We start from the raw sequence: 20304 nt of genomic DNA, 5'->3' as shown, positions 1-20304 counted from the left end.
CCATGAGAATGCGGAGATTACTCGCGGGCGCGCTGGCCGTGCTCACCGGCGGTACGGTCGCCGTTGTGCTGATCCAGTCCACCACTCCCGCCGCCGCCGAGCGCCGCGGCGAGGCCCCCCTCGTGATCGGGCACCGCGGCGCGAGCGCGCACCGCCCCGAGCACACGCTGCTGTCGTACGAGGCCGCCATCGCGATGGGCGCCGACTACATCGAGCCCGACCTGGTCTCGACCAAGGATCACGTGCTGGTGGCCCGGCACGAGAACGAGATCTCCGGCACCACCGACGTCGCCGCGCGGGCGGAGTTCGCCGGTCGGCGCACCACCAAGACGATCGACGGCCGGCCCGTCACCGGGTGGTTCACCGAGGACTTCACCCTGGCCGAGCTCAAGACGCTGCGCGCCCGCGAGCGGGTGCCGGAGCTGCGCCCGGACAACACGGCCTTCGACGGGCTGGCCGAGATCCCCACGTTCGAGGAGGTCGTGCGGCTCGCGCAGCGCCACGGCGTGGGCGTCTACCCCGAGACCAAGCACCCGTCCTACTTCGACTCGATCGGCCTGTCGCTGGAGGAGCCGCTGCTCGACGTGCTCGGCGTCACCCGGATGCGCGAGGTGTTCATCCAGTCGTTCGAGACGGGCAACCTGCGTGAGCTGCGCGGCAGGACGAAGCTGCCGCTGATCCAGCTGATCACCTGGGGTGGGGCGCCGTACGACTGGACGGCCGCGGGCGACCCGCGCACCTACGACGACATGGTCACGCCGGCGGGCCTGCGCGAGGTGGCCCGCTACGCCGACGGGATCGGGGTGGACACGCGGCGGGTGGTGCCGGTGCGCGCCGACGGGCGGCTCGGGACGCCGACCTCGCTGGTGGCCGACGCGCACCGGCGGCGGCTGGACGTGCACGTCTGGACCGTGCGCAACGAGAACTCCCAGCTGCCGGCCGACCACCGGCTGGGCGATCCGGCCAGCCCGGTCTACGCGCGCGCCACGGGCGACGTGGCGGGCTGGCTCGGCAGGCTCCTCGACCTGGGCGTCGACGGCGCGTTCTGCGACGACCCGGCGATGGGCCGGGCGGTGGTCGCCCGCCGCGCCGGCTGAGCGGCCGGGGCGAGGCGACCGGCTGGCGTAGCCCGCGGCTGGCGGGCCGGGCGTGGTCACCTTGGCAGACCTCCGGCGAGGGTATGCGGATTTGCCCTATACTGCCCGTCGTCCAGGTGCCCCGAGGATGAGGATCTTTGACGGGCTCGGTGCCGGCCGCCCGAGAGGCGGCCCCGACGTTACGCTTCCCGGCGGGTTCGCTGGTGATCCTCACCGGCCTGCCCGGCGCCGGCAAGACCACCCTGCTCCGCCGCCTGTACGCGCTCGACGGCGGCGAGAGGCGGCCGGTGGCGGCCGGTCCGGTCACGGTGATCGACTCCTACCAGTCGCGGCTGTGGTGGGCCGGGCGGCTCGGGTGGGCGCCCAAGCCGGCGCGCACCGGCGTCGTGTTCGCCACCCACCTGTGGCGCGTCCATCGGGCCCTCGCCACCGGCCGCGCAGTGATCGCGCACAACCGCGGCTGCGCTCCCGGGGTGCTGCGGATCTTCGCCTGGCTGGCCCGCCGCTCCGGGGCGGCCTTCCACCTGCTGCTCCTGGACGCCTCACCGGAGGCCGCGCGGGCCGGTCAGCGGGCCAGGAACCGGGTCGTCAGCGAGCGCACCTTCGCCTGGCACCGCCGGCACTGGAGCGCGCTGCTCGCGCGGGCCCGCGCCGGGACGGCGGAGCCGGCCGCGGGCGCGATCGTGCTCGACCGCGCGGGTGCCGACCTCCTGGAGGACATCCGTTTCGACGGCCCGCCCGCCGGGCCCCCGCGATGAGCGGACTCGCCTGGCTCAGCGTGGCGGTCTTCCTGGCCTCGTACGCGCTGATCGCCACCGAGAAGGTGCACCGGGTGGCGGCGGCGCTCGGCGGGGCCGGGATCATGCTGCTGGTCCACGCCAGCGACGCGGGGGCGGCGTTCTTCTCCGAGCACACCGGCATCGACTGGAACGTCATCTTCCTGCTGCTCGGCATGATGGTCATCGTCGGCGTGCTGAAGCAGACCGGCGTCTTCGAGTACCTCGCCATCTGGGCCGCCAAGCGCGCCCGCGGCCGGCCGTACCGGCTGATGGTGCTGCTCGTGGTGATCACGGGGTCGGCCTCGGCGCTGCTCGACAACGTCACCACGGTGCTGCTGATCGCGCCGGTGACGTTCCTGGTCTGCGACCGGCTCGCGCTGCCGGTCGCGCCCTTCCTCATCGCCGAGGCGATGGCCTCCAACATCGGCGGTGCCGCCACCCTGATCGGCGACCCGCCCAACATCATCATCGCCAGCCGCGGCGGGCTGACCTTCAACGACTTCCTCGCGCACATGGCGCCGATGGTCGTCGTGCTCATGGTGGTGTTCGCCGGTCTGTGCCGGGTGCTGTTCCGTAAGGCGTTCCGCTACGACCCCGGACGGGCGGCGGCGATCATGACGCTGGACGAGCGGGAGGCGATCGCCGATCACCGGCTGCTGTGGCAGAGCCTGGCCGTGCTGACGGTGGTGATGGCGGCGTTCGTGCTGCACCCGGTGCTGCACTACGAGCCGTCGGTGGTGGCGCTGCTCGGCGCGGGCATCCTGGTCGCGGCCACCAAGGTGACCACCGAGGACGCCATCCGCGAGGTCGAGTGGCCGACCCTGGTGTTCTTCGCCGGGCTGTTCGTCATGGTCGGCTCGCTGGTGGAGACCGGCGTCATCGAGCAGGTCGCGCGGGCCGCGGTGTCCGCCACCGAGGGGCGGCCCGAACTGACCGCGATGGGCCTGCTCGGCGTCTCGGCCGTGCTGTCGGCCATCGTGGACAACATCCCCTACGTGGCCACGATGAGCCCGATCGTGGAAAGGCTGGTCGAGGCGGGCGGTGGCGAGCAGGCGCGGGTGCTGTGGTGGGCCCTGGCCTTCGGCGCCGACCTGGGCGGCAACGCCACGGCGGTGGGCGCCGCCGCCAACGTGGTCGTGGTCGGCATCGCCGCCCGCAACCGCGTCCCGATCAGCTTCTGGCAGTTCACCAGGTACGGGCTGGTCGTCACCGCGGTCACGGTCGCCCTGGTGGCCCCCTATCTGTGGCTGCGTTATCTGACGTGATCTGTCGTTGTCAGTCGCGATTCGTCGTGATCTGTCGTGATCTGTCGTGCTAGACGGGGATGCATGATGATCAGCGGGGCAGGAATGCCGCGATGCCTTCCGCTGAACTCGTCTACGTCGTCGCGGGCGCCGGTGCGCTGCTCGCCGCCGCGCTGCCCGGCGTCCTCGTCCGCCGTCCGTTCTCGCTGCCGCTCGCCTGCCTGCTCGGCGGCGTACTGGTGTTCCTGCTGCCGACCGGGCTGCCCGACCCCGACCCGGTGACCCACCGAGCCGCGCTGGAACACATCACGGAGATCTGCGTCGTCGTCTCCCTGATGGGCGCGGGCCTGGCGCTCAACCGCAGGGTGAGCCTGCGCGGCTGGTCGTCGACCTGGCGGTTGCTCGGCTGGACGATGCCGCTGACCGTGGCCGGCGTCGCGGGCGTCGCCACCGGGCTACTGGGCTGGCCGCTCGCGGCGGCGCTCCTGCTCGGCGCGGTGCTGGCGCCGACCGATCCGGTGCTCGCCTCCGACGTGCAGGTGGGCGAGCCCGTCGACGCCGAGAACGCCGACGACGAGGTCCGCTTCGCGCTGACCTCCGAGGCGGGTCTCAACGACGGCGCGGCCTTCCCCTTCGTGTACGCCGCCATCGCCCTGGCGAGCGTGGGCGGAGCGGGCTGGCTCGGTGAGTGGGCGCTGGTCGACGTGCTCTACCGGACCGGGGCCGGGGTGCTGGCCGGGCTGCTCATCGGCCGGCTCCTGGGCCGGTTGTTCTTCCACGCCCCGACGCGCGACCTGCGCCTGGCCGAGCACCGCGACGGCTTCGTCGCGCTGGCCGCCACCTTCCTGGCCTACGGCCTGACCGAGATGGTGCACGGATACGGCTTCGTCGCCGTCTTCGTCACCGCGTGCGCCATCCGGGGCCTGGAGCGGGGCCACGGCTACAACAACGTCCTGCACGGCTTCGTCGAGCAGATCGAACGGTTGCTGACCGCCTGGCTGCTGCTCCTGCTCGGCGGCTTCGTGGCCTTGGGCGGGCTCGCCGCGCTCACCTGGCAGGGGGCCGTGGCCGGGATATCGCTCCTGCTGGTGATCCGTCCCCTGGCGGCCTGGCTGTCGCAGTGGCGGGGCCGTGCCTCGCCGATGGAACGGGTCGCGACCTCGTTCTTCGGCATCCGGGGCATCGGCTCGCTCTACTACCTGGCGTACGCGCTCGGCCACGCCGACTTCGGGGTCCCGGCGGAGGAGCTGTGGGCGGTCGTGGCCTTCACCGTGATCGCCTCCATCGTGCTGCACGGCGTCACCGCGACCCCGGTGATGGCCCGCCTCGACCGGCTCAGGGACCGGCAGGCGTGAGTAGCGCGAGGATCTCGTTCTCCCGTTCGGTGAGCTCGTCGAGCCGGATCCCACGGGCCCGCGGCGGGGCCTGACGGGCGAAGGCCGTGATGAGGCGGCGCATGACGGAGGGCGCGAGCAGGGCATCTCCCCCGGCCACGACGCGGACGGCGTCGCCCAGCTCGCGCGCGGAGGCGCTCTTCAGCAGGAATCCGCTGGCTCCGGCCCGCAGCGCCGCGTAGACGTACTCGTCCTGGTCGAACGTGGTGAGCACCAGCACCCTCGTGGCGGGGACCACCAGCGGGATGGCGTCCAGCCCGCCCAGCACCGGCATGCGCACCTCCATGAGCACGACATCGGGGCTCAGCTCGGAGACCCGGTCGACGGCCTCGCGCCCGTTCGCGGCCTCACCCACCACCTCGATGTCCGGCTGGGCGTTGAGCAGGACGGACAGACCCTCGCGGACCATCGCCTGGTCGTCGGCGATCACCACCCGGATCACGTGGCGGCGCCTTTCCCGAAGGGCAACCGGGCCGTCACGGTGTAGCCGCCGTCCGGCCCGGGACCCGCCCCGAGCTCGCCGCCGAGCATCGCGGCCCGCTCGCGCATGCCGACCACGCCGTGTCCCGAGCCCGCGCGCTCCGGCGCGGACGCCGCGGCGGGGCCGTTCGCCACCCGCAGGTCGAGGCAGCGCGCCATGTGACGGATCTCCACCCGGGCGGCCGCGCCGGGGGCGTGCCGCAGCACGTTGCTCAGCGCCTCCTGCACGATCCGGTACGCCGACAGCTGCACGCCCGGCGGGACCGGCCCGCCCTGGTCCGGCTCCGTCACCAGGGTCACCTCCAGACCGGCCTCCCGCACCCCGGCCACCAGCCCTTCCAGGTCGTCCAGTGTGGGCTGCGGCGCGGGGTCGGCCCCGCCCGCGTCGTTCCTGAGCAGGCCGAGGATCCGGTGCAGCTCGGTGAGCGCCTCCAACGCGCCGGCCCGGATGGTGGCGAAACTCCGCGCCAGCTCCTCGGGCGGGTGCCGCACGCGGTAGGGGCGGCCTCGGCCTGGATCGCGATCACCGACATGTGGTGCGCCATAGATCGCTCCGGCTTCCACTGTGCCCGAGAAACGCCGCCGCCGAGATCGATCTGGGCCGAAGGCTAGGACGCGCGCGCCTCGGACGTCATGACCCGGCGGGGCCATGCCGTCCTCTGGCTCTCGGGTAGGGGGTGCTAGAAGGGGTAGGCCGGGGGCTCGGCGCGCATGGTGACCCACCGGGTCTCGGTGAACGCCTCGACGTTGGCCGCCGGGCCGCCGAACCGCGAGCCGGTGCCGGACGCTCCGATGCCGCCGAACGGGCTGTTGGCCTCGTCGCTGACGGTCTGGTCGTTGATGTGCACGATGCCGGTCGGGACGCGGTCGGCCACGGCCAGGCCCTTCATCACGTCGCGGGTGACGATGCCGAGCGAGAGTCCGTACTCGCCGGCGGTGGCCAGCCGCACGGCCTCCTCCACGGTGGAGAAGCGCGCGACCGGGGCGACCGGCCCGAAGATCTCCTGGGAGAAGGCCGGCGTCGACGGGGTCACCTCGGTCAGCACGGTCGCGGCGTAGCAGAGCCCGTCGAAGTCGCCGCCCGCGGCGAGCTTGGCGCCGGCGTCGACGCTGGCGGTGACCAGCCGGTGCACCTTGTCGCGCTGGCCGGCGTCGATCAGCGGGCCGAGCGCGACCTCGGCGCGGGCCGGGTCACCCACCGGCAGGGCGGCGGCCTTGGCGGCGAGCCGTTCGACGAAGTCGTCGTGGACGCTCTCGTGCACCAGGTGCCGCCCGGTCGTCATGCAGATCTGGCCCTGGTGGAAGAAGGCGCCGAACGCGGACAGGCTCGCCGCCGCGTCGACGTCGGCGTCGTCGAGGATGAGCAGCGCCGAGTTGCCGCCCAGCTCCAGGTGCGCCCGCTTGAGGTGCTTGCCGGCCAGCTCGCCCACCCTGCGGCCCGCCGCGGTGGAGCCGGTGAAGGAGATGACCCGGACGAGCGGGTGCGTGATCATGGCCTCGCCCACGTCGGCCCCGCCGGGCAGCACCTGCAGCACGCCCGGCGGCAGCCCGGCCTCCTCGAAGATCCGGGCGATGGTGACCCCGCCGGTCACCGCGGTGCGCGGGTCGGGCTTCAGGATGACGGCGTTGCCCAGGGCGAGCGCGGGGGCGACCGAGCGGATGCCGAGGATGATGGGCACGTTGAACGGCGAGATCACGCCGACGACGCCGACCGGCATCCGCCTGGCCATCGACAGCCTCGGCTCCTCGCTCGGCAGCAGCTCGCCGTAGGGGCGGCTGGGCAGGGCTGCGGCCTCGTGGCACTCCTGCTCGGCGACGTGCACGGCGAACCCGGCCATCGCGGGGACCGCGCCGACCTCGCGGATGTTCCACCAGGAGATCTCCTCGGCGTGCTCCTGCCACAGCCGGGCCGCCCGGCGCAGCACCTCGGCGCGCTCCGGGTGAGGAGTGGCGGCCCATGCGCGCTGCGCCTCGCTCGCGCTCTCCGCCGCTCTGCCGAGGTCGTCGGCGGAGGCCACGCCGACGTGGCCGAGGACCGAGCCGGTGGCCGGCTCGGTGACGTCCATGGAACCACCGGAGCCGGGCGCCCACGCCCCGCCGATGAAGATCCGGTTCTCCCACGTCGCTGCATCGAGAAACACCGCTGTCACCTTCCGCTCGCGGACAGGGGAACGACTGTAGGTCCGGGTCGTGCCGCAAGCAATGGGCGGTTCCACATGTTCGAACACTGATTTCGCCCCAGGCCGCGCGTCTTCGCTCCGGGACGGTGACCCAGCCCGCCGGAGCGGATGGTGCGCCGGAGACGCGGAACGCCCGGCCCCGAGGGGAGCCGGGCGCGGGCGGGCGAGGCGGTCAGCGGCGGTGGCCGATGACCTTGACCCAGTCGGTGGCCCCGGCGGGTTCGAGGCGGCGGTCGCCCTCGAAGACGGCGCGCCACGTGCCCGAGGTGTAGGCCGGGACCTTGGTGTGGAAGTAGCCCTTGTGGCTGGTCCTGACCGTCTCGACGTACTCCCACCTGCCGCTGCGGGCCGGCTGGAAGAGGATCACGATCCGCTTGCGGCCGAGGCGGTGCCACGCCTCGGAGTCCCTGCAGTAGTCGGCGTGGTGCACCGACACGAAGCCGTCGATGTAGTCGTCGTCGCAGCGCACCGACAGCTTGCCGGTGAGCGTCAGCGGCTTGCCCCGCCAGGCGGGCTCAGGGCTCGCGTCGAAGGTGAGCTGGGTGTGACCGTCGTCGGCGCCGGGATCGGCCAGCGCCGGCGAGGCGGCCACCCCTGCCACCGTGACGCCGAGGGCGGCGGCCGCCAGCCCGGCGGCGAGTCGTCGCATCATGAGATCAACTTCCTTCCCCGTATCGGACACGCACCGCGACGATGCGCGTCAACGCCATTGACGCGTAAGGGTAAGGAAAAGTTTTGGTAAAGCCGATCACGTTTCCGCAACGACCGGTCAGTCACGCTTCGCTCGGGCGGGGCGCTATGCCGTTTACTGGGGGATTTGGTGCACTGAGGAGAGCGCGGCGGCGTAGTGTCCGGTTCCCGGGTAGCGGACCTGCCAGTAGTCGCCGGTACGCCCCTGCACGGTCCCGGTGAAGTCGCCCCTTTCGCCGGTGGTCGCCGTACCGGCCCGCTCCCACGAGCCCGTGGTCCCCTGCCGCCGGAGGATCTCCACCTCCTGGCCGGTGAACGGGGCGTAGTCGGCGAGCCCCTTCGGGCCGACCCGGGTGAGGGAGCCGTTCACACGCACCGACTCCGAGCCGCGGGCCCTGGCGACCCGGACCCCCGTCAGCCTCGTGTCCCTGCGCAACTGGAACGAGGCGTACTCCGTCACCGTCGCCCCGTCGGCGCCCTTGGCCGTCGCCGTCACCGTCCAGGTGCCCGCGGGGTAGAAGCGGTTGAGCCCCTTGTCGGGCAGGAACCGCCAGGTCTCCCAGGCCTCCGCGCCGCGGTCGGAGGCCGGGGCCGCCAGCCGCGCCGCGGCGGGGTTCACGTGGATCGGCCGCGGCTCGGGCCTGCGCTCCGTCTGGGGTACGACGGTGGCGGGCCGTCCCTCCGGCCTGGTCCGGTCCCAGCCGGCCTGCTGGCCGGTGGCCCCCGGGGTGCCGGCGGCGGGCGTGGTGGTGGGGGCCGGCTTGGGCGGCGGGCCGGGTTCGACCTTGATGGTCACCCCGTCCTTGCCCCGCGCCCCCTTGACGATCACGTCGACCAGCAGGCGGACGGAATCACCCACCCCGACCACCGGTTCGGCGGGACGTACGTTGATCTCGCGGATGGTGAGCTCGGTCGCGGCGGAGTACGCCGGCGCGGGCGCCATGAGCGTCCCCGCCGCGAGCGAGACGAGAAGGAGTCGTCTGGTCATGAGCCAGACGGTAGGAACCGCACGGTCATGACCAGGTTCACGACACACGCCCCGGAAGGCAAAAACCCGGTCAGCCGGCGTAGAGGCCCTCGATGATGTCGCCGTACTTCGCGTGGATGATCCGCCTCTTCAGCTTCAGGCTGGGGGTCAGCTCCTCGGTCTCGGCCGTCCACTCGGTGCCGAGCAGCGCCCACCGCTTGACCTGCTGCACCCGGGCCAGCTTGACGTTGGCCGCCTCCACCGCCGCCTCGATCTCCTTCAGCACGTCGGGGTGCTCGGCCAGCTCGGCCAGGGAGTCGAAGGCGATGCCGCGCGAGCCGGCCCAGCCCGGCGCCACCTCGCCGTCCAGGGTGAGCACCGCGACCGGGTAGGGCCTGCCGTCGCCGTAGGCGAGCGCCTGGCCGATCAGGGGGTGCTCCTTCAGGTGGTTCTCGATCGCGGCCGGGGAGATGTTCTCGCCGCCCGCCGTGATGATGAGCTCCTTCTTGCGGTCGACGACCCGGTAGAAGCCGTCCTCGTCGACCGTGCCGATGTCGCCGGTGTGCAGCCAGCCGTCGGCGTCGATCAGCTCGGCGGTGGCCTCGGGCCGGTTGAGGTAGCCCCGGGTGTTGAGCGGGCTGCGGGTGAGGATCTCGCCGTCGTCGGCGATGCGCACCTCGGCGCCCGGCTCGGCCCGGCCCACGGTGCCGAGGCGGTAGCAGGACGGGCTGTTGCCGGTGAACGCGCCGGTCGTCTCGGTCATCCCGTACACGTCGATGACCTTCAGCCCGAGGCCGGCGTAGAACCGCTGCACCTCGTCCGGGAGCGGCGCGGCGCCGGTGGCGGTCCACTCGGCGCGGTCGAAACCGATCATGCCCCGGATGATCGACAGCAGCGACTGGTCGGCCTGCTCGTAGGCCGCCTGGACCTCGGGGGTCAGGGTGTGGCCGAACTGGCCGCCCTCGACGTAGGCGACGCCGGCCGCCATGGCCTGGCGCACGGCGTCCTGCTGCTCGGCCGGCTGGGAGGCGAGGACCGCCTGCAGGCGGGCCATCATCTTCTCCCACACGCGTGGCACGCCGAAGAACATCATCGGCTTGACCTGCCCGAGGGTGGCGCCGAGGTTGGCCAGGTCGGTGCAGAAGTGCACGTGGGAGACCTTGACCAGCGGCAGGTAGAGGCTGAGCACCCGCTCGGCGATGTGCGCGTACGTCAGGTAGGAGATCTGGGTGCCCTGCGACGGCAGCGAGGTCAGCCGGTCGGTCGAGGCCACCTCGTAGAACACGTTGTGGTGGGTGAGCGGCACCCCCTTCGGCATGCCGGTGGTGCCCGAGGTGTAGAGGACGGTCACCACGTCGTCCTGCGTCACGGCCCGCGCCCGGTCCTCGACGGCCGACGGGTCCTCGGCCAGCGAGGCGCGGCCGAGTTCGAGGAAGTCGTCCCACGCCAGGAAGCGCTCGTCGGCCGGCGCGCCCTCCAGCATGATGATCTTGCTCAGCCCCGGCAGCCGATCGAGGACCGGCTCCCAGCGGGCCAGGTCGGCGGGGCCGCCGAGCACCGCGAACTTCGCCCCCACGTCGCCCGCCACGAAGGCGATCTGGTCGGACGCGAACGTCGAGTAGACCGTGCAGCCCACCCCTCCGGCGTGCACCGTTCCAAGGTCGGCGAGCACGTGCTCGCTCCGGTTGACCATCATCAGCGCGACCGAGTCGCCCGGCTCCAGCCCGAGCGCGATGAAACCGGCGGCGATCTCCAGCACCCGCCGGCGGGCCTCGGAGTAGGTGAGCGTGCTCCAGCCTCCCTCGACCGGGTCGGAGTAGGCGGGCGCGTCAGGATGACGCTCGGCGACCTGTCTCAACTGCTCGCACACGGTACGGCCAGCGATCTCGCGCTCGATCTCGGCCCGCACCTCGAGGACATCGGCCATGGACACCCGCCTCCAGTCAGTAATCACTTGCACAGGTGGCATGCATCGCACCACACCGCCGGGACAGCGGCAAGACCCTCCAGGGAAAGAAACTGATCCGTCACGTAGAGTGATGAACTCACACGCGCATCCGTGCGGCCGGGGGGCGGGCATGACTACCGAAGGCAGGACGTTCTTCGGGCACCCGCGCGGCCTGGCCACCCTGTTCGGCACCGAGATGTGGGAGCGCTTCAGCTGGTACGGCCTGCGCGCCATCCTGGCCACGTTCCTCGCCGCCTCGCCCGCCCACCAGGGCCTCGGCATGTCGGAGCAGACCGCGCAGGCGGTCGTCGGCGTCTACGGCGCGCTCATCTACCTGGTGGCGCTGCCCGGCGGCTGGATCGCCGACCGGATCCTGGGCGCCCGCCGCTCGGTCTTCTGGGGCGGCTTCGTCATCATGTGCGGCCACATCAGCATGGCCGTCCCGGTCTCCTCGGGGGCCTTCGTCTGGCTCGGCCTGCTGCTCATCATCGCCGGCACCGGCCTGCTCAAGCCGAACATCTCGGTCATGGTCGGCAAGCTCTACCCCGAGGACGACGACGGCCGCAGGGACGCCGGGTTCTCGCTGTTCTACCTGGGCATCAACCTCGGCGCGTTCTTCGCGCCGCTGGTGGTGGGCTGGCTGGCCCGCGACGACCGCTGGCACCTGGGGTTCGGCGCCGCGGCGGTCGGCATGGCGCTCGGCCTGCTGCAGTACGTCCTGGGCCGCCGGCACCTGCGCGGCGTCGGCGACCGGCCCGGCATGCCGCTCACCCCCCGCGAGCGCGGGCGCGTCATCCGGCTGGTCAGCGTGGTCACGGCGGCCGTCGCCTCGGCGCTGGGGGCCTGGGCCGCCACGGGCGCCCTCACCCTCGACCGGTTCACGGTGGTGGTGACCGTGGTCATCCTGGCGGTGCCGGTCGGCTACTTCGCCTACATCCTCTTCGGCAGCCACGACCTGACCGAGGACGAGCGTTCGCGGATGAAGGCGTACATCTGGCTGTTCGTGGCCGCCGCGATCTTCTGGATGGTCTACGACCTGGCGCCGAGCAAGCTGCTGTTCTTCGCCCAGAACGACACCGACCTGACGCTGTTCGGCGTGCGCATCCAGCCGGCCACGACCCAGTCGTTCAACCCGCTGTTCATCATGATCTTCGTGCCGGTCTTCGCGGCGCTCTGGGTCCGGCTGGGCACCCGGGTGAGCACCCCGCAGAAGTTCGCCTTCGCGCTCGTCATGGTCGGGCTGAGCTTCGTGGTCATGGCGGCCGCCGCCTCGCTGGCCGAGACCGGCAAGGTGTCGGTGTGGTGGCTGGTGCTGGTCTACCTCGTCCAGGTCTTCGGCGAGCTGTCGCTCAGCCCGGTCGGCCTCTCGGTCACCACCAAACTGGCGCCGCGGGCGTTCAAGGGGCAGATGCTCGGCATCTGGTTCATCGCGGTGTCCGTGGGCGACGCCGTCGGCGGGCAGACCGGGCGGCTCAGCCAGGTCATGTCCGAGCCCGCCTACTACCTGCTGCTGGCCGCCATGGCGATCGTCGCCGGGCTGGCCCTGTTCCTGTTCACCCGCAGGCTGCGGGCGATGATGTCCGAGCACCATGTGCCGGCCGAGCCGCCGATCCGGTAAAGATGGCCACCGTGCCCGAACTTCTCGATCTCGCCGGAATCTTCGTCTTCGCCCTGTCCGGCGCTCTCATGGGCGTCCGCAAACGGCTCGACGTGGTCGGGATGGGGGTGCTCGCCGAGATCACCGCGCTGGGCGGCGGCGTCATGCGCGACCTGATCCTCAACGTCCGGCCCGCCGCCTTCCAGAGCCTCGGCTACGTGCTCGTGCCGCTGGCGGCCACGGCCATCGTGTTCTTCTGGCATCCGCACGTGGCCCGGGTGATGCCCGCCATCCTGGTGCTCGACGGCGCCGGGCTCGGCCTGTTCTGCGCGCTCGGCACGCTCAAGGCGCTCGAGTACGGGCTCAGCCCGCTGCACGCGAGCCTGCTCGGCGTCACCACGGGCGTGGGCGGCGGCATGCTGCGCGACGTGCTGGCCGGTGAGATCCCGACCCTGCTGTACGACCGCGAGCTCTACGCGGTGCCCGCGCTGCTCGGCTCCGGCGCGATGGCCGGCCTCTACACCGTCGGCCTGTACGGCTGGCCGGCCACCCTGGCCGCGGCCCTGCTCGCCTTCGGCACCCGCATCGCGGCCATGCGCTACAAGTGGCGGGCCCCGCTGGCCCGGGGCGTCACACCGCCGGAGTGAGGCCCGCCGGGCCTCGCGTCAAGCGCGGACCGGCGGACTGCCATCCTGAGGGCACCATGAGCGACACGACCCTCCCGTACCCCGGCTCGCTGCCCGTCCGCCTCCTGCGCCTCTACGGCGGCCTGGCGCTCTACGGCGCGGGCATCGGCCTGCAGGTCACCTCCGGCCTCGGCAATTCCCCCTGGGACGTCTTCCACCAGGGCGTGGCGATCAGGACCGGCCTGTCGATCGGCACGGTCATCATCGTGGCCGGCGCGCTGGTGATGCTGCTGTGGATCCCCCTGCGGCAGCGGCCCGGCCTCGGCACGATCAGCAACGTCGTCTTCGTCGGCCTGTTCGCCGACGCCGCCATCCTCCTGCTGCCGGCGCCCGCGCACTGGACGCTGAGCTGGCTCTACCTGGCGCTCGGCGTGCTGTCGATCGCGCTGGCCACCCTGTTCTACATCGGCGCCGGCATGGGCGCCGGGCCGCGCGACGGCATCATGACCGGGCTGATCCGGCTGGGCCTGTCCGTGCGCCTGAGCCGTTTCCTGATCGAGATCACCGTGCTGGCGGCCGGCTGGCTGCTCGGCGGCACCGTCGGCCTCGGCACCCTGGTCTTCGCCCTGGCCATCGGCCCGCTGACCCAGCTCCTCACCCGCTGGTTCCCGCTGTCGCCCGCCGGCGGCACCGCGCGCCGCCCCGATCCTGACGCGGACTGATCGGACCCGACGCGCCGTCATCCCACGCCGAGTAGCGTCTGAGGCATGCTGATCGAGGATTACGCCCTGATCGGGGACATGCAGTCGGCGGCCCTGGTCGCCAGAGACGGTTCGATCGACTGGCTGTGCCTGCCCCGGTTCGACTCCCCCGCATGCTTCTCGGCGTTGCTCGGCGGCGACCACAACGGCCACTGGTGGCTCGGGCCGGTCGGCCGGCGGCCCGCCACCCGGCGCCGCTACCGTCCCGACACGCTCATCCTGGAGAGCGAGTGGGACACCCCCACGGGCACGGTCCGGGTGATCGACTTCATGCCGCCGCGCGACGTCAATCCCGACGTGGTCCGCATCGTGGAGGGCGTGTCCGGCACCGTCGAGATGTCCACGCAGCTGAGGGTCCGCTTCGACTACGGCCGGATCGTGCCGTGGGTGCGCCGCACCGACGGCCACCTGCAGGCCGTCGGCGGCCCCGACTCCGTCTGGCTGCACTCCCCCGTGCCGCTCAGGGGCGGCGACTACGCCCACATCGCCACCTTCACCGTCAAGGCGGGCGAGCGGCTGCCGTTCGTGTTCACCTGGCATCCCTCCCACCAGCCGATGCCCCGGCAGATCCACGCCGAGACCCAGCTCACCGAGACCGAGGCCATGTGGTCCGACTGGGTGGCCACCTGCACCTACCAGGGCCCCTGGCGCGAGGCCGTGGTGCGCTCGCTGATCACCCTCAAGGCGCTCACCTACTCCCCCACCGGCGGCATCGTCGCCGCCCCGACCACCTCGCTGCCCGAGGACCTCGGCGGCGTGCGCAACTGGGACTACCGCTTCTGCTGGCTGCGCGACGCCACGATGACGCTGGAGGCGTTGATCGGCAACGGCTACCTCGACGAGGCCGCCGCCTGGCGGTCGTGGCTGCTGCGCGCCATCGCCGGCCGGCCACAGGACCTCCAGATCATGTACGGCGTCGCCGGCGAGCGCCGGCTGCCCGAGATGACGCTCGGCTGGCTCGACGGCTACGAGTCCTCCCGCCCGGTCCGCATCGGCAACGACGCCGTCACCCAGCTCCAGCTCGACGTCTACGGCGAGGTCATGAGCTGCCTGTACGCCTCGCGGACCTCCGGTCTGCCCGCCGACGAGCGCGCCTGGTCCATCCAGCGTGAGCTGCTCGACTACGTCGAGGAGCACTGGGACGAGCCGGACGAGGGGCTGTGGGAGGTGCGCGGCCCGCGCAGGCACTTCACCCACTCCAAGATGATGTGCTGGACGGCGCTCGACCGGGCCGTGAAGTACGTCGAGCGGTTCGGCCGGTCCGGCCCCGTCGAGCGGTGGCGGGCGCTGCGCGACACCGTCCACGCGGAGATCTGCGACAAGGGCTACGACGCCCGGCGCAACACCTTCACCCAGTCCTACGGCTCCGCCGAGCTCGACGCGTCGCTGCTGATGATGCCGATCCTGGGGTTCCTGCCGCTGGAGGATCCGCGCGTGACCGGCACCGTGGCGGCCATCGAGAAGGAGCTGATGGCCGACGGCTTCGTGCTGCGCTATCCGGTGGCCGACGACAACGAGGTCGACGGCCTGCCGGGCGGCGAGGGCGCGTTCCTGGCGTGCAGCTTCTGGCTGGTCGAGGTGATGGCCATGCAGGGCCGCAAGGACGAGGCCCGGGAGCTGTTCGAGCGGTTGCTGGCCCTGCGCAACGACGTGGGGCTGCTGGCCGAGGAGTACGACCCGAGATACGGCAGGCTGGTGGGCAACTTCCCGCAGGCGTTCAGCCACGTCCCGCTCATCCACGCGGCGCGCGCGCTGTCCTAGACGCGGCGGGCCGGCTCCCGGACGCCCCCGCGAGGGTCCTACACGGCCAGGCGGGCCAGCACCCGGGCGAACTCCGGCGGCGGGGCGACGACCAGCCGGGTCTGGCCCCGCTGGAGCACCACGTCGGCCTTGATGAGCGTCAGCTGCTCGTCGTGCCACCAGTGGACCTGCGGGCTGAGCCTTCCGTTGCGGGCCGCGTGCACACGGAGCCGCTCGATGGCCCGCACCACGGCGATCCCGTCGACGGGGTGCACGAGCAGCGTGTAGGGGTCGGGCAGCACGACGAGCACGCCGTCGGGCGGCACCGGCAGGTAGTCGCGCAGCCAGCGCAGGTGGGTGGCGGTCGAGGCGTCGCGGCCGGACAGCCGGGTCACGCGCGTGCCGGACAGCTCGACGGTCTCCGCCGAGAGCCTCTCGGCGCGCCGGACGTTGGCGACGGCCAGCCCCAGCGCCTCGCCCGACGGGATGGGCCAGCAACCGGCCTCCTCGGGGCGCACCGGACGGGAGCCGACGGTGAGGAGTTCGACCAGTTCGCCGTTGAGGTGGCGGCCCACCACCCGGGTCAGGTCGGGCACCTCGTCGACCGCCTCGACGCGGGTGCGCAGCAGCGGCCCGGCCTGTTCGAGGTCGCACACGTCGAGCAGGTCGCCGGCCGCCGCCACCGCGTTGGCCAGATGCTCGGAGACCAGGGACGGCCAGTCCTCGCGGGCCCTGCGGCCGGCCTCGCGGCGCAACCCGGTGAGCCTGACCCGGATCTCCGTGCCGCCGCCCAGCGTCAGCGAGCCGCCGTCGGCGGAGAACACGCAGGTGTAGCCGCGGGACTCGGCGACGAGCGCGAGGAGCGAGTCGAGGTCGACGTCCTCGACCGCTCTACGCGAGGGCTTCCGGCCGCGTCCGAACACGCCGCGCCCCCTTCTGTCCGGTTTGCCCCTATCTGTCTCTCCTACCTTGCCTGCTCGCCGTCGCGGAACATGCCAGTCAGCGAGCACGATTCGGTATCGATAACACCAAGCGCCCCAAGCCACACACTCAGCTGTGGTGATCCATGGCCGACCGGCAGTCCGGCCAGGATCGGCACCCCGAGCGGCAGCAGACGCTCACGCAGCACGGGGAACGGGTCACGGCACTCGACCCACGAGCCGAGCACGACGCCCCGCACCCCGGCGAACGCGCCCGCCTGCAGCAGCTGGGTCAGCATGCGGTCGATCCGGTACGGCTCCTCGCCGATGTCCTCCAGCAGCACGATCCTCCCGGCGAACGACGGCTGGTAGCGCGTGCCGCACAAGGACGCGAGCAGCGACAGGTTGCCGCCGGTCAGCACGCCCTCGGCCCGGCCGGGCGCGAGCACGGCCGCCGCGCGGACCGGCGGCGCCGTGCCGAAGAGCGCCGCCCGCAGGTGCTCCCAGGACTCGGGCTCCGGGCCCTGCTCGCCGGCGATCGTCGAACAGGCCGGCATCGGGCCGTGCAGCGTCGGCACGCCCAGCTCGGCGGCGAACGCGTGATGGAGCGCCGTGATGTCGCTGGATCCGAGCAGGACCTTGGGCCCCGCCGCCCGCATGGCGTCCCAGTCGAGCAGGTCGAGCAGCTTGGCCGCGCCGTAGCCGCCCCGGGAGCAGAAGACGGCGGAGACCGCCGGGTCGCACCAGGCGGCCTGCAGGTCGGCGGCGCGCCCCGCGTCGGGCCCGGCCAGGAAGTCGAGCTCCTGCCGGTCGAGCACGTGCTCGCCGGTCACCACCTTCAGGCCGAACTCCTCCAGCCGCGCGATCCCGCGTCTCAGCAGGACGGCGTCCGGCGGGCCCGACGGCGAGACGATCGCGACCGTGTCACCTTGCCGCATCGATCAACTCCTTGAGGAGGGTGGGAACGCCCTGGCCGGTGATGACGCCGGCCGCTGTGAGCAGCGACACCGACATTGGCTCGTACACCTGGCAAACGGTGTCACACTTACCTGTCGTATGCGACTTCCGCCCCACATCCTCGTGGTCAACGGCATCAAGGTCCGCAAGCCGGTCTTCCTGCTGGGAGCCCCGCACTCCGGCGCGGATCTGCTGGGGCGCGCCCTGAAGCGATCGCCGGGCTTCCACCTGACGATGGGCCGCGCGTGCGTGGCGCACGTGGTCTACGCCTTCGCCCGCAAGCCGTCGATCGGCCGCGGTTCGGGCGCCGTGCGCGTGTTGCGCGACGCGCTGGCCGAGTCGTGGCAGGTGCTCCCCGGCGCCTGCGAGCAGTGCGCCGAGCCGTGCCGTGAGGCGGGCGGCGTCACCGGCAGCGGCCCGTGCGTGTCAGCGGGCTCGATCACCCGCTTCGGCGACGGCAGCCCCGACTTGCTCTACAGCGCCTCGGTGCTCCAGCAGGCCTTCCCCGACGCGCAGTTCGTCCAGCTGATCCGCGACGGCCGCGACGTGGTCGCCGACATGCTCGCCGACCCGGCCTGCCTGGCCTGGTTCAAGCCGGTGATGCTGGCCGAGCACACCGAGTTCCCCAACGACTTCCTCGGCGTCAACCGCGACGAACACGTCGAGCGGTGGAAGACCATGCCCGTCGCGGGCAAGAGCGCGCTGCGCTGGCGCAGCGCCGTCCGGCTCAGCGCCACGCTGCGCCAGGAGCTGCCCGCCGGCCGGCTGCTGACGCTGCGCTACGAGGACCTGCTGCGGCGGCCCGCCGAGTCGGTGGCGGCCCTCACCGACTTCCTGGAGACGCGCGTCTCCAAGGTGGCCCTGTACGGCACGCGCGCCCCCGAGGTCGGCTCCTGGCGCACCCGGCTGCGGCCGGACGACCTGGAGCTCGTGGAGAAGGTGGCCAGGCAGGAGCTCACCCGGCTGGGCTACCTCACCTGACCCGACGGGGCTGCCTCACCGGCTGAACTGCGTGCGGTAGAGCTCGGCGTAGAGCCCGCCGCGCCGGAGCAGCTCGTCGTGCCGGCCCCGCTCGGCGATGCGGCCGTCCTGGACCACGAGGATCTCGTCGGCCTCCCGGATCGTCGACAGCCGGTGCGCGATGACCAGCGAGGTGCGGCCCTGCAGGGCGGTCTTCAGCGCCCGCTGCACGGCCGCCTCCGACTCGGAGTCGAGGTGCGCGGTGGCCTCGTCGAGCACGACCACGCGCGGCGCCTTGAGCAGCAGCCGGGCCAGAGCCAGCCGCTGCTTCTCACCGCCGGACAGCCGGTAACCGCGGTCGCCCACCACGGTCTCCAGCCCGTCGGGCAGCGACTCGATCAGGTCGCCGATCTGCGCGGCCCTCAGCGCCTCCCACAGCTCCTCCTCGCTCGCCCCGGGACGCGCGTAGCGCAGGTTGGCCTCGATCGTGTCGTGGTAGAGATGGGGATCCTGCATGACCACGCCGACGGTGTCGCGCAGCGACGCGAGCGTCGCGTCGCGCACGTCGAGCCCGTTGACGCGGACCGCCCCCTCATTGACGTCGTAGAGCCGCGACACCAGCGAGGTGATCGTGGTCTTGCCCGCCCCCGAGGGGCCGACCAGGGCGATCAGCTGCCCCGGCTTGGCGGTGAAGGAGACGCCCCTGAGCACCGGCTGCGAGGGGCCGGTGTCCTGCCTGGCGACCGACTCCAGGGAGGCCAGCGAGACCTCCTCGGCCGACGGGTAGCGGAAGTGGACGTCGTCGAACTCGATCGTCACCGGGCCCTCGGGCACCGGCTCGGCGCCGGGCCGCTCGGCGACCATCGGCTTCAGGTCGAGGATCTCGAAGACCCGGTCGAAGCTGACCAGCGCGGTCATCACGTCGACGTGCACGTTGGACAGTGAGGTGAGCGGGCCGTACAGACGCATGAGCAGCGCCGCCAGGGCGACCAGCGTGCCCAGCTCGAACACGCCGTTGACCGACAGCACGCCGCCGATCCCGTAGACCAGCGCGGTGGCCAGCGCCGCGACCAGGCCGAGCGCGACCCTGAACACCGTTCCGTACATTCCGACCGTGACGCCCACGTCGCGCACCCGGGCGGCCCGGGCGCCGAACACGGCCGCGTCGTCGTCGGGCCTGCCGTAGAGCTTGGCGACCATCGCGCCGGCCACGTTGAACCGCTCGGTGGTGACCGAGCTCATCTCGGCGTCGAGCTGCATCTGCTCGCGGGTGAGCACCGACATGCGCCGCCCCACCAGCTTGGCCGGGATGACGAAGATCGGCAGCAGCACCAGCGCGGCCAGCGTCACCTGCCACGACAGCACCAGCATCGCGCCGAGCACGAGCACCAGGCTGATGACGTTGGCCACCACCGACGACAGAGTGCTGGTCAGGGCCCGCTGCGCGCCGATGACGTCGGTGTTGAGCCGGGAGACCAGGGCGCCGGTCTGCGCGCGCATGAAGAAGGCCACGGGCATCCGCTGCACGTGGTCGAACACCTCGGTGCGCAGGTCGTAGATGAGCCCTTCGCCGATGCGGGCGGAGAACCAGCGCTGCGCCAGCGTGAGGCCGGCGTCGACGACCGCCAGCGCCGCGATCGCCGCCGCCAGGCCGATCACCACGTCGCCGCGCTTCGGCAGGATGCCGTCGTCGATGATCGCCTTCATCAGCAGCGGGTTGGCGACCACGATGACCGCGCCCGCGACCACGAGCAGGAGAAACGCGCAGATCTGCCGGGTGTGCGGCCTCGCGTAACGCGCGATGCGCCGCACCGTGCCCGGTGTGAGCCGCTGCTTGGTCACCGAATCGTCGCGTCGCAGCGACGCCATCACATGGGGGCCGAAACCCCCTCCCATCATCGACATCCGGGGCCTCCTCCCCCGGTATGAGCGCCGTGGGGACTCATGACGATTCCCGGGTCAGC

General features: G+C 72.3%; 18 protein-coding genes. 9 read left to right on the top strand and 9 right to left on the bottom strand.

Translation table 11 applies throughout. The features are described 5' to 3' along the window. The first annotated feature begins 2 nt into the window (after positions 1-2). The 4 genes from IEY82_RS26420 to IEY82_RS26405 all read left to right on the top strand — a co-directional run bounded on the left by IEY82_RS26420 (position 3) and on the right by IEY82_RS26405 (position 4475). Positions 3-1097: a glycerophosphodiester phosphodiesterase gene (locus IEY82_RS26420; protein ID WP_225263772.1), complete on the top strand. Its 1095-nt coding sequence runs from the start codon at positions 3-5 to the stop codon at positions 1095-1097. A 137-nt stretch (positions 1098-1234) separates the two neighbouring features. After that, positions 1235-1855 (top strand): AAA family ATPase, encoded by a 621-nt coding sequence (locus tag IEY82_RS26415; RefSeq protein WP_189126911.1) that lies wholly within the window; start codon positions 1235-1237, stop codon positions 1853-1855. After that, positions 1852-3141, top strand: coding sequence for an ArsB/NhaD family transporter (locus tag IEY82_RS26410; protein ID WP_189126910.1), 1290 nt, complete (start codon positions 1852-1854; stop codon positions 3139-3141). The genes IEY82_RS26415 and IEY82_RS26410 overlap by 4 nt, the downstream gene beginning before the upstream one ends. Before the next feature lie 92 nt (positions 3142-3233). Then, the gene (locus IEY82_RS26405) at positions 3234-4475 is read left to right on the top strand and encodes a cation:proton antiporter (protein ID WP_189126909.1); all 1242 of its coding nucleotides are present in this window, start codon (positions 3234-3236) and stop codon (positions 4473-4475) included. Here IEY82_RS26405 and IEY82_RS26400 read toward each other — a convergent pair. The 6 genes from IEY82_RS26400 to IEY82_RS26375 all read right to left on the bottom strand — a co-directional run bounded on the left by IEY82_RS26400 (position 4456) and on the right by IEY82_RS26375 (position 10758). Beyond that, positions 4456-4956 (bottom strand): response regulator, encoded by a 501-nt coding sequence (locus IEY82_RS26400; RefSeq protein ID WP_189126908.1) that lies wholly within the window; start codon positions 4954-4956, stop codon positions 4456-4458. The two genes, IEY82_RS26405 and IEY82_RS26400, sit on opposite strands and share 20 nt — an antisense overlap. Then, positions 4953-5486, bottom strand: coding sequence for a sensor histidine kinase (locus IEY82_RS26395; protein ID WP_189126907.1), 534 nt, complete (start codon positions 5484-5486; stop codon positions 4953-4955). Before IEY82_RS26395 ends, IEY82_RS26400 begins: the two co-directional genes overlap by 4 nt. A 188-nt stretch (positions 5487-5674) precedes the next feature. Continuing rightward, positions 5675-7135 (bottom strand): benzaldehyde dehydrogenase, encoded by a 1461-nt coding sequence (locus IEY82_RS26390; RefSeq protein ID WP_189126906.1) that lies wholly within the window; start codon positions 7133-7135, stop codon positions 5675-5677. 211 nt (positions 7136-7346) lie between these two features. Further along, positions 7347-7826, bottom strand: a complete 480-nt coding sequence (locus tag IEY82_RS26385; protein ID WP_189126905.1) for a hypothetical protein — start codon at positions 7824-7826, stop codon at positions 7347-7349. Positions 7827-7979: 153 nt separating this feature from the next. Next, positions 7980-8852 (bottom strand): hypothetical protein, encoded by an 873-nt coding sequence (locus IEY82_RS26380; protein WP_189126904.1) that lies wholly within the window; start codon positions 8850-8852, stop codon positions 7980-7982. A 70-nt stretch (positions 8853-8922) separates the two neighbouring features. After that, positions 8923-10758 carry an AMP-dependent synthetase/ligase gene (locus IEY82_RS26375; RefSeq protein ID WP_189126903.1) on the bottom strand — a complete coding sequence of 612 codons (1836 nt, stop codon included), beginning with the start codon at positions 10756-10758 and terminating at the stop codon, positions 8923-8925. Positions 10759-10909: 151 nt separating this feature from the next. Here IEY82_RS26375 and IEY82_RS26370 point away from each other — a divergent pair, with 151 nt between their 5' ends. Genes IEY82_RS26370 through IEY82_RS26355 form a run of 4 tightly spaced genes read left to right on the top strand, consistent with a single transcriptional unit; the run spans position 10910 to position 15524 of the window. Further along, positions 10910-12397 carry a peptide MFS transporter gene (locus IEY82_RS26370; protein WP_189126902.1) on the top strand — a complete coding sequence of 496 codons (1488 nt, stop codon included), beginning with the start codon at positions 10910-10912 and terminating at the stop codon, positions 12395-12397. An 11-nt stretch (positions 12398-12408) separates the two neighbouring features. Beyond that, on the top strand, positions 12409-13023 hold the full coding sequence (locus IEY82_RS26365) for a trimeric intracellular cation channel family protein (RefSeq protein WP_225263770.1): 615 nt from the start codon (positions 12409-12411) through the stop codon (positions 13021-13023). Positions 13024-13079: 56 nt separating this feature from the next. After that, positions 13080-13724, top strand: coding sequence for a membrane protein YczE (gene yczE, locus IEY82_RS26360; protein ID WP_189126900.1), 645 nt, complete (start codon positions 13080-13082; stop codon positions 13722-13724). 45 nt (positions 13725-13769) lie between these two features. Next, the gene (locus IEY82_RS26355; RefSeq protein ID WP_189126899.1) at positions 13770-15524 is read left to right on the top strand and encodes a glycoside hydrolase family 15 protein; all 1755 of its coding nucleotides are present in this window, start codon (positions 13770-13772) and stop codon (positions 15522-15524) included. 38 nt (positions 15525-15562) lie between these two features. Here IEY82_RS26355 and IEY82_RS26350 read toward each other — a convergent pair whose 3' ends face one another. Continuing rightward, positions 15563-16426: a hypothetical protein gene (locus tag IEY82_RS26350; RefSeq protein WP_189126898.1), complete on the bottom strand. Its 864-nt coding sequence runs from the start codon at positions 16424-16426 to the stop codon at positions 15563-15565. A 41-nt stretch (positions 16427-16467) separates the two neighbouring features. Continuing rightward, on the bottom strand, positions 16468-17361 hold the full coding sequence (locus IEY82_RS26345; protein ID WP_189126897.1) for a S66 peptidase family protein: 894 nt from the start codon (positions 17359-17361) through the stop codon (positions 16468-16470). 118 nt (positions 17362-17479) lie between these two features. On the opposite strand from IEY82_RS26345, the gene IEY82_RS26340 reads away from it, so the two are divergent. Continuing rightward, the gene (locus IEY82_RS26340; RefSeq protein ID WP_189126896.1) at positions 17480-18361 is read left to right on the top strand and encodes a sulfotransferase family protein; all 882 of its coding nucleotides are present in this window, start codon (positions 17480-17482) and stop codon (positions 18359-18361) included. Between the two features lie 15 nt (positions 18362-18376). Here the strand turns inward: IEY82_RS26340 and IEY82_RS26335 are convergent, their stop codons facing one another. Continuing rightward, positions 18377-20245: an ABC transporter ATP-binding protein gene (locus IEY82_RS26335; RefSeq protein ID WP_189126895.1), complete on the bottom strand. Its 1869-nt coding sequence runs from the start codon at positions 20243-20245 to the stop codon at positions 18377-18379. Positions 20246-20304: the final 59 nt, after the last annotated feature.

The organism is Nonomuraea cavernae (genome assembly GCF_014646355.1).
GTDB lineage: Bacteria > Actinomycetota > Actinomycetes > Streptosporangiales > Streptosporangiaceae > Nonomuraea > Nonomuraea cavernae.
Note: the sequence above shows the minus strand (reverse complement) of the source record. Positions and strands in the feature narration are given on the sequence as shown.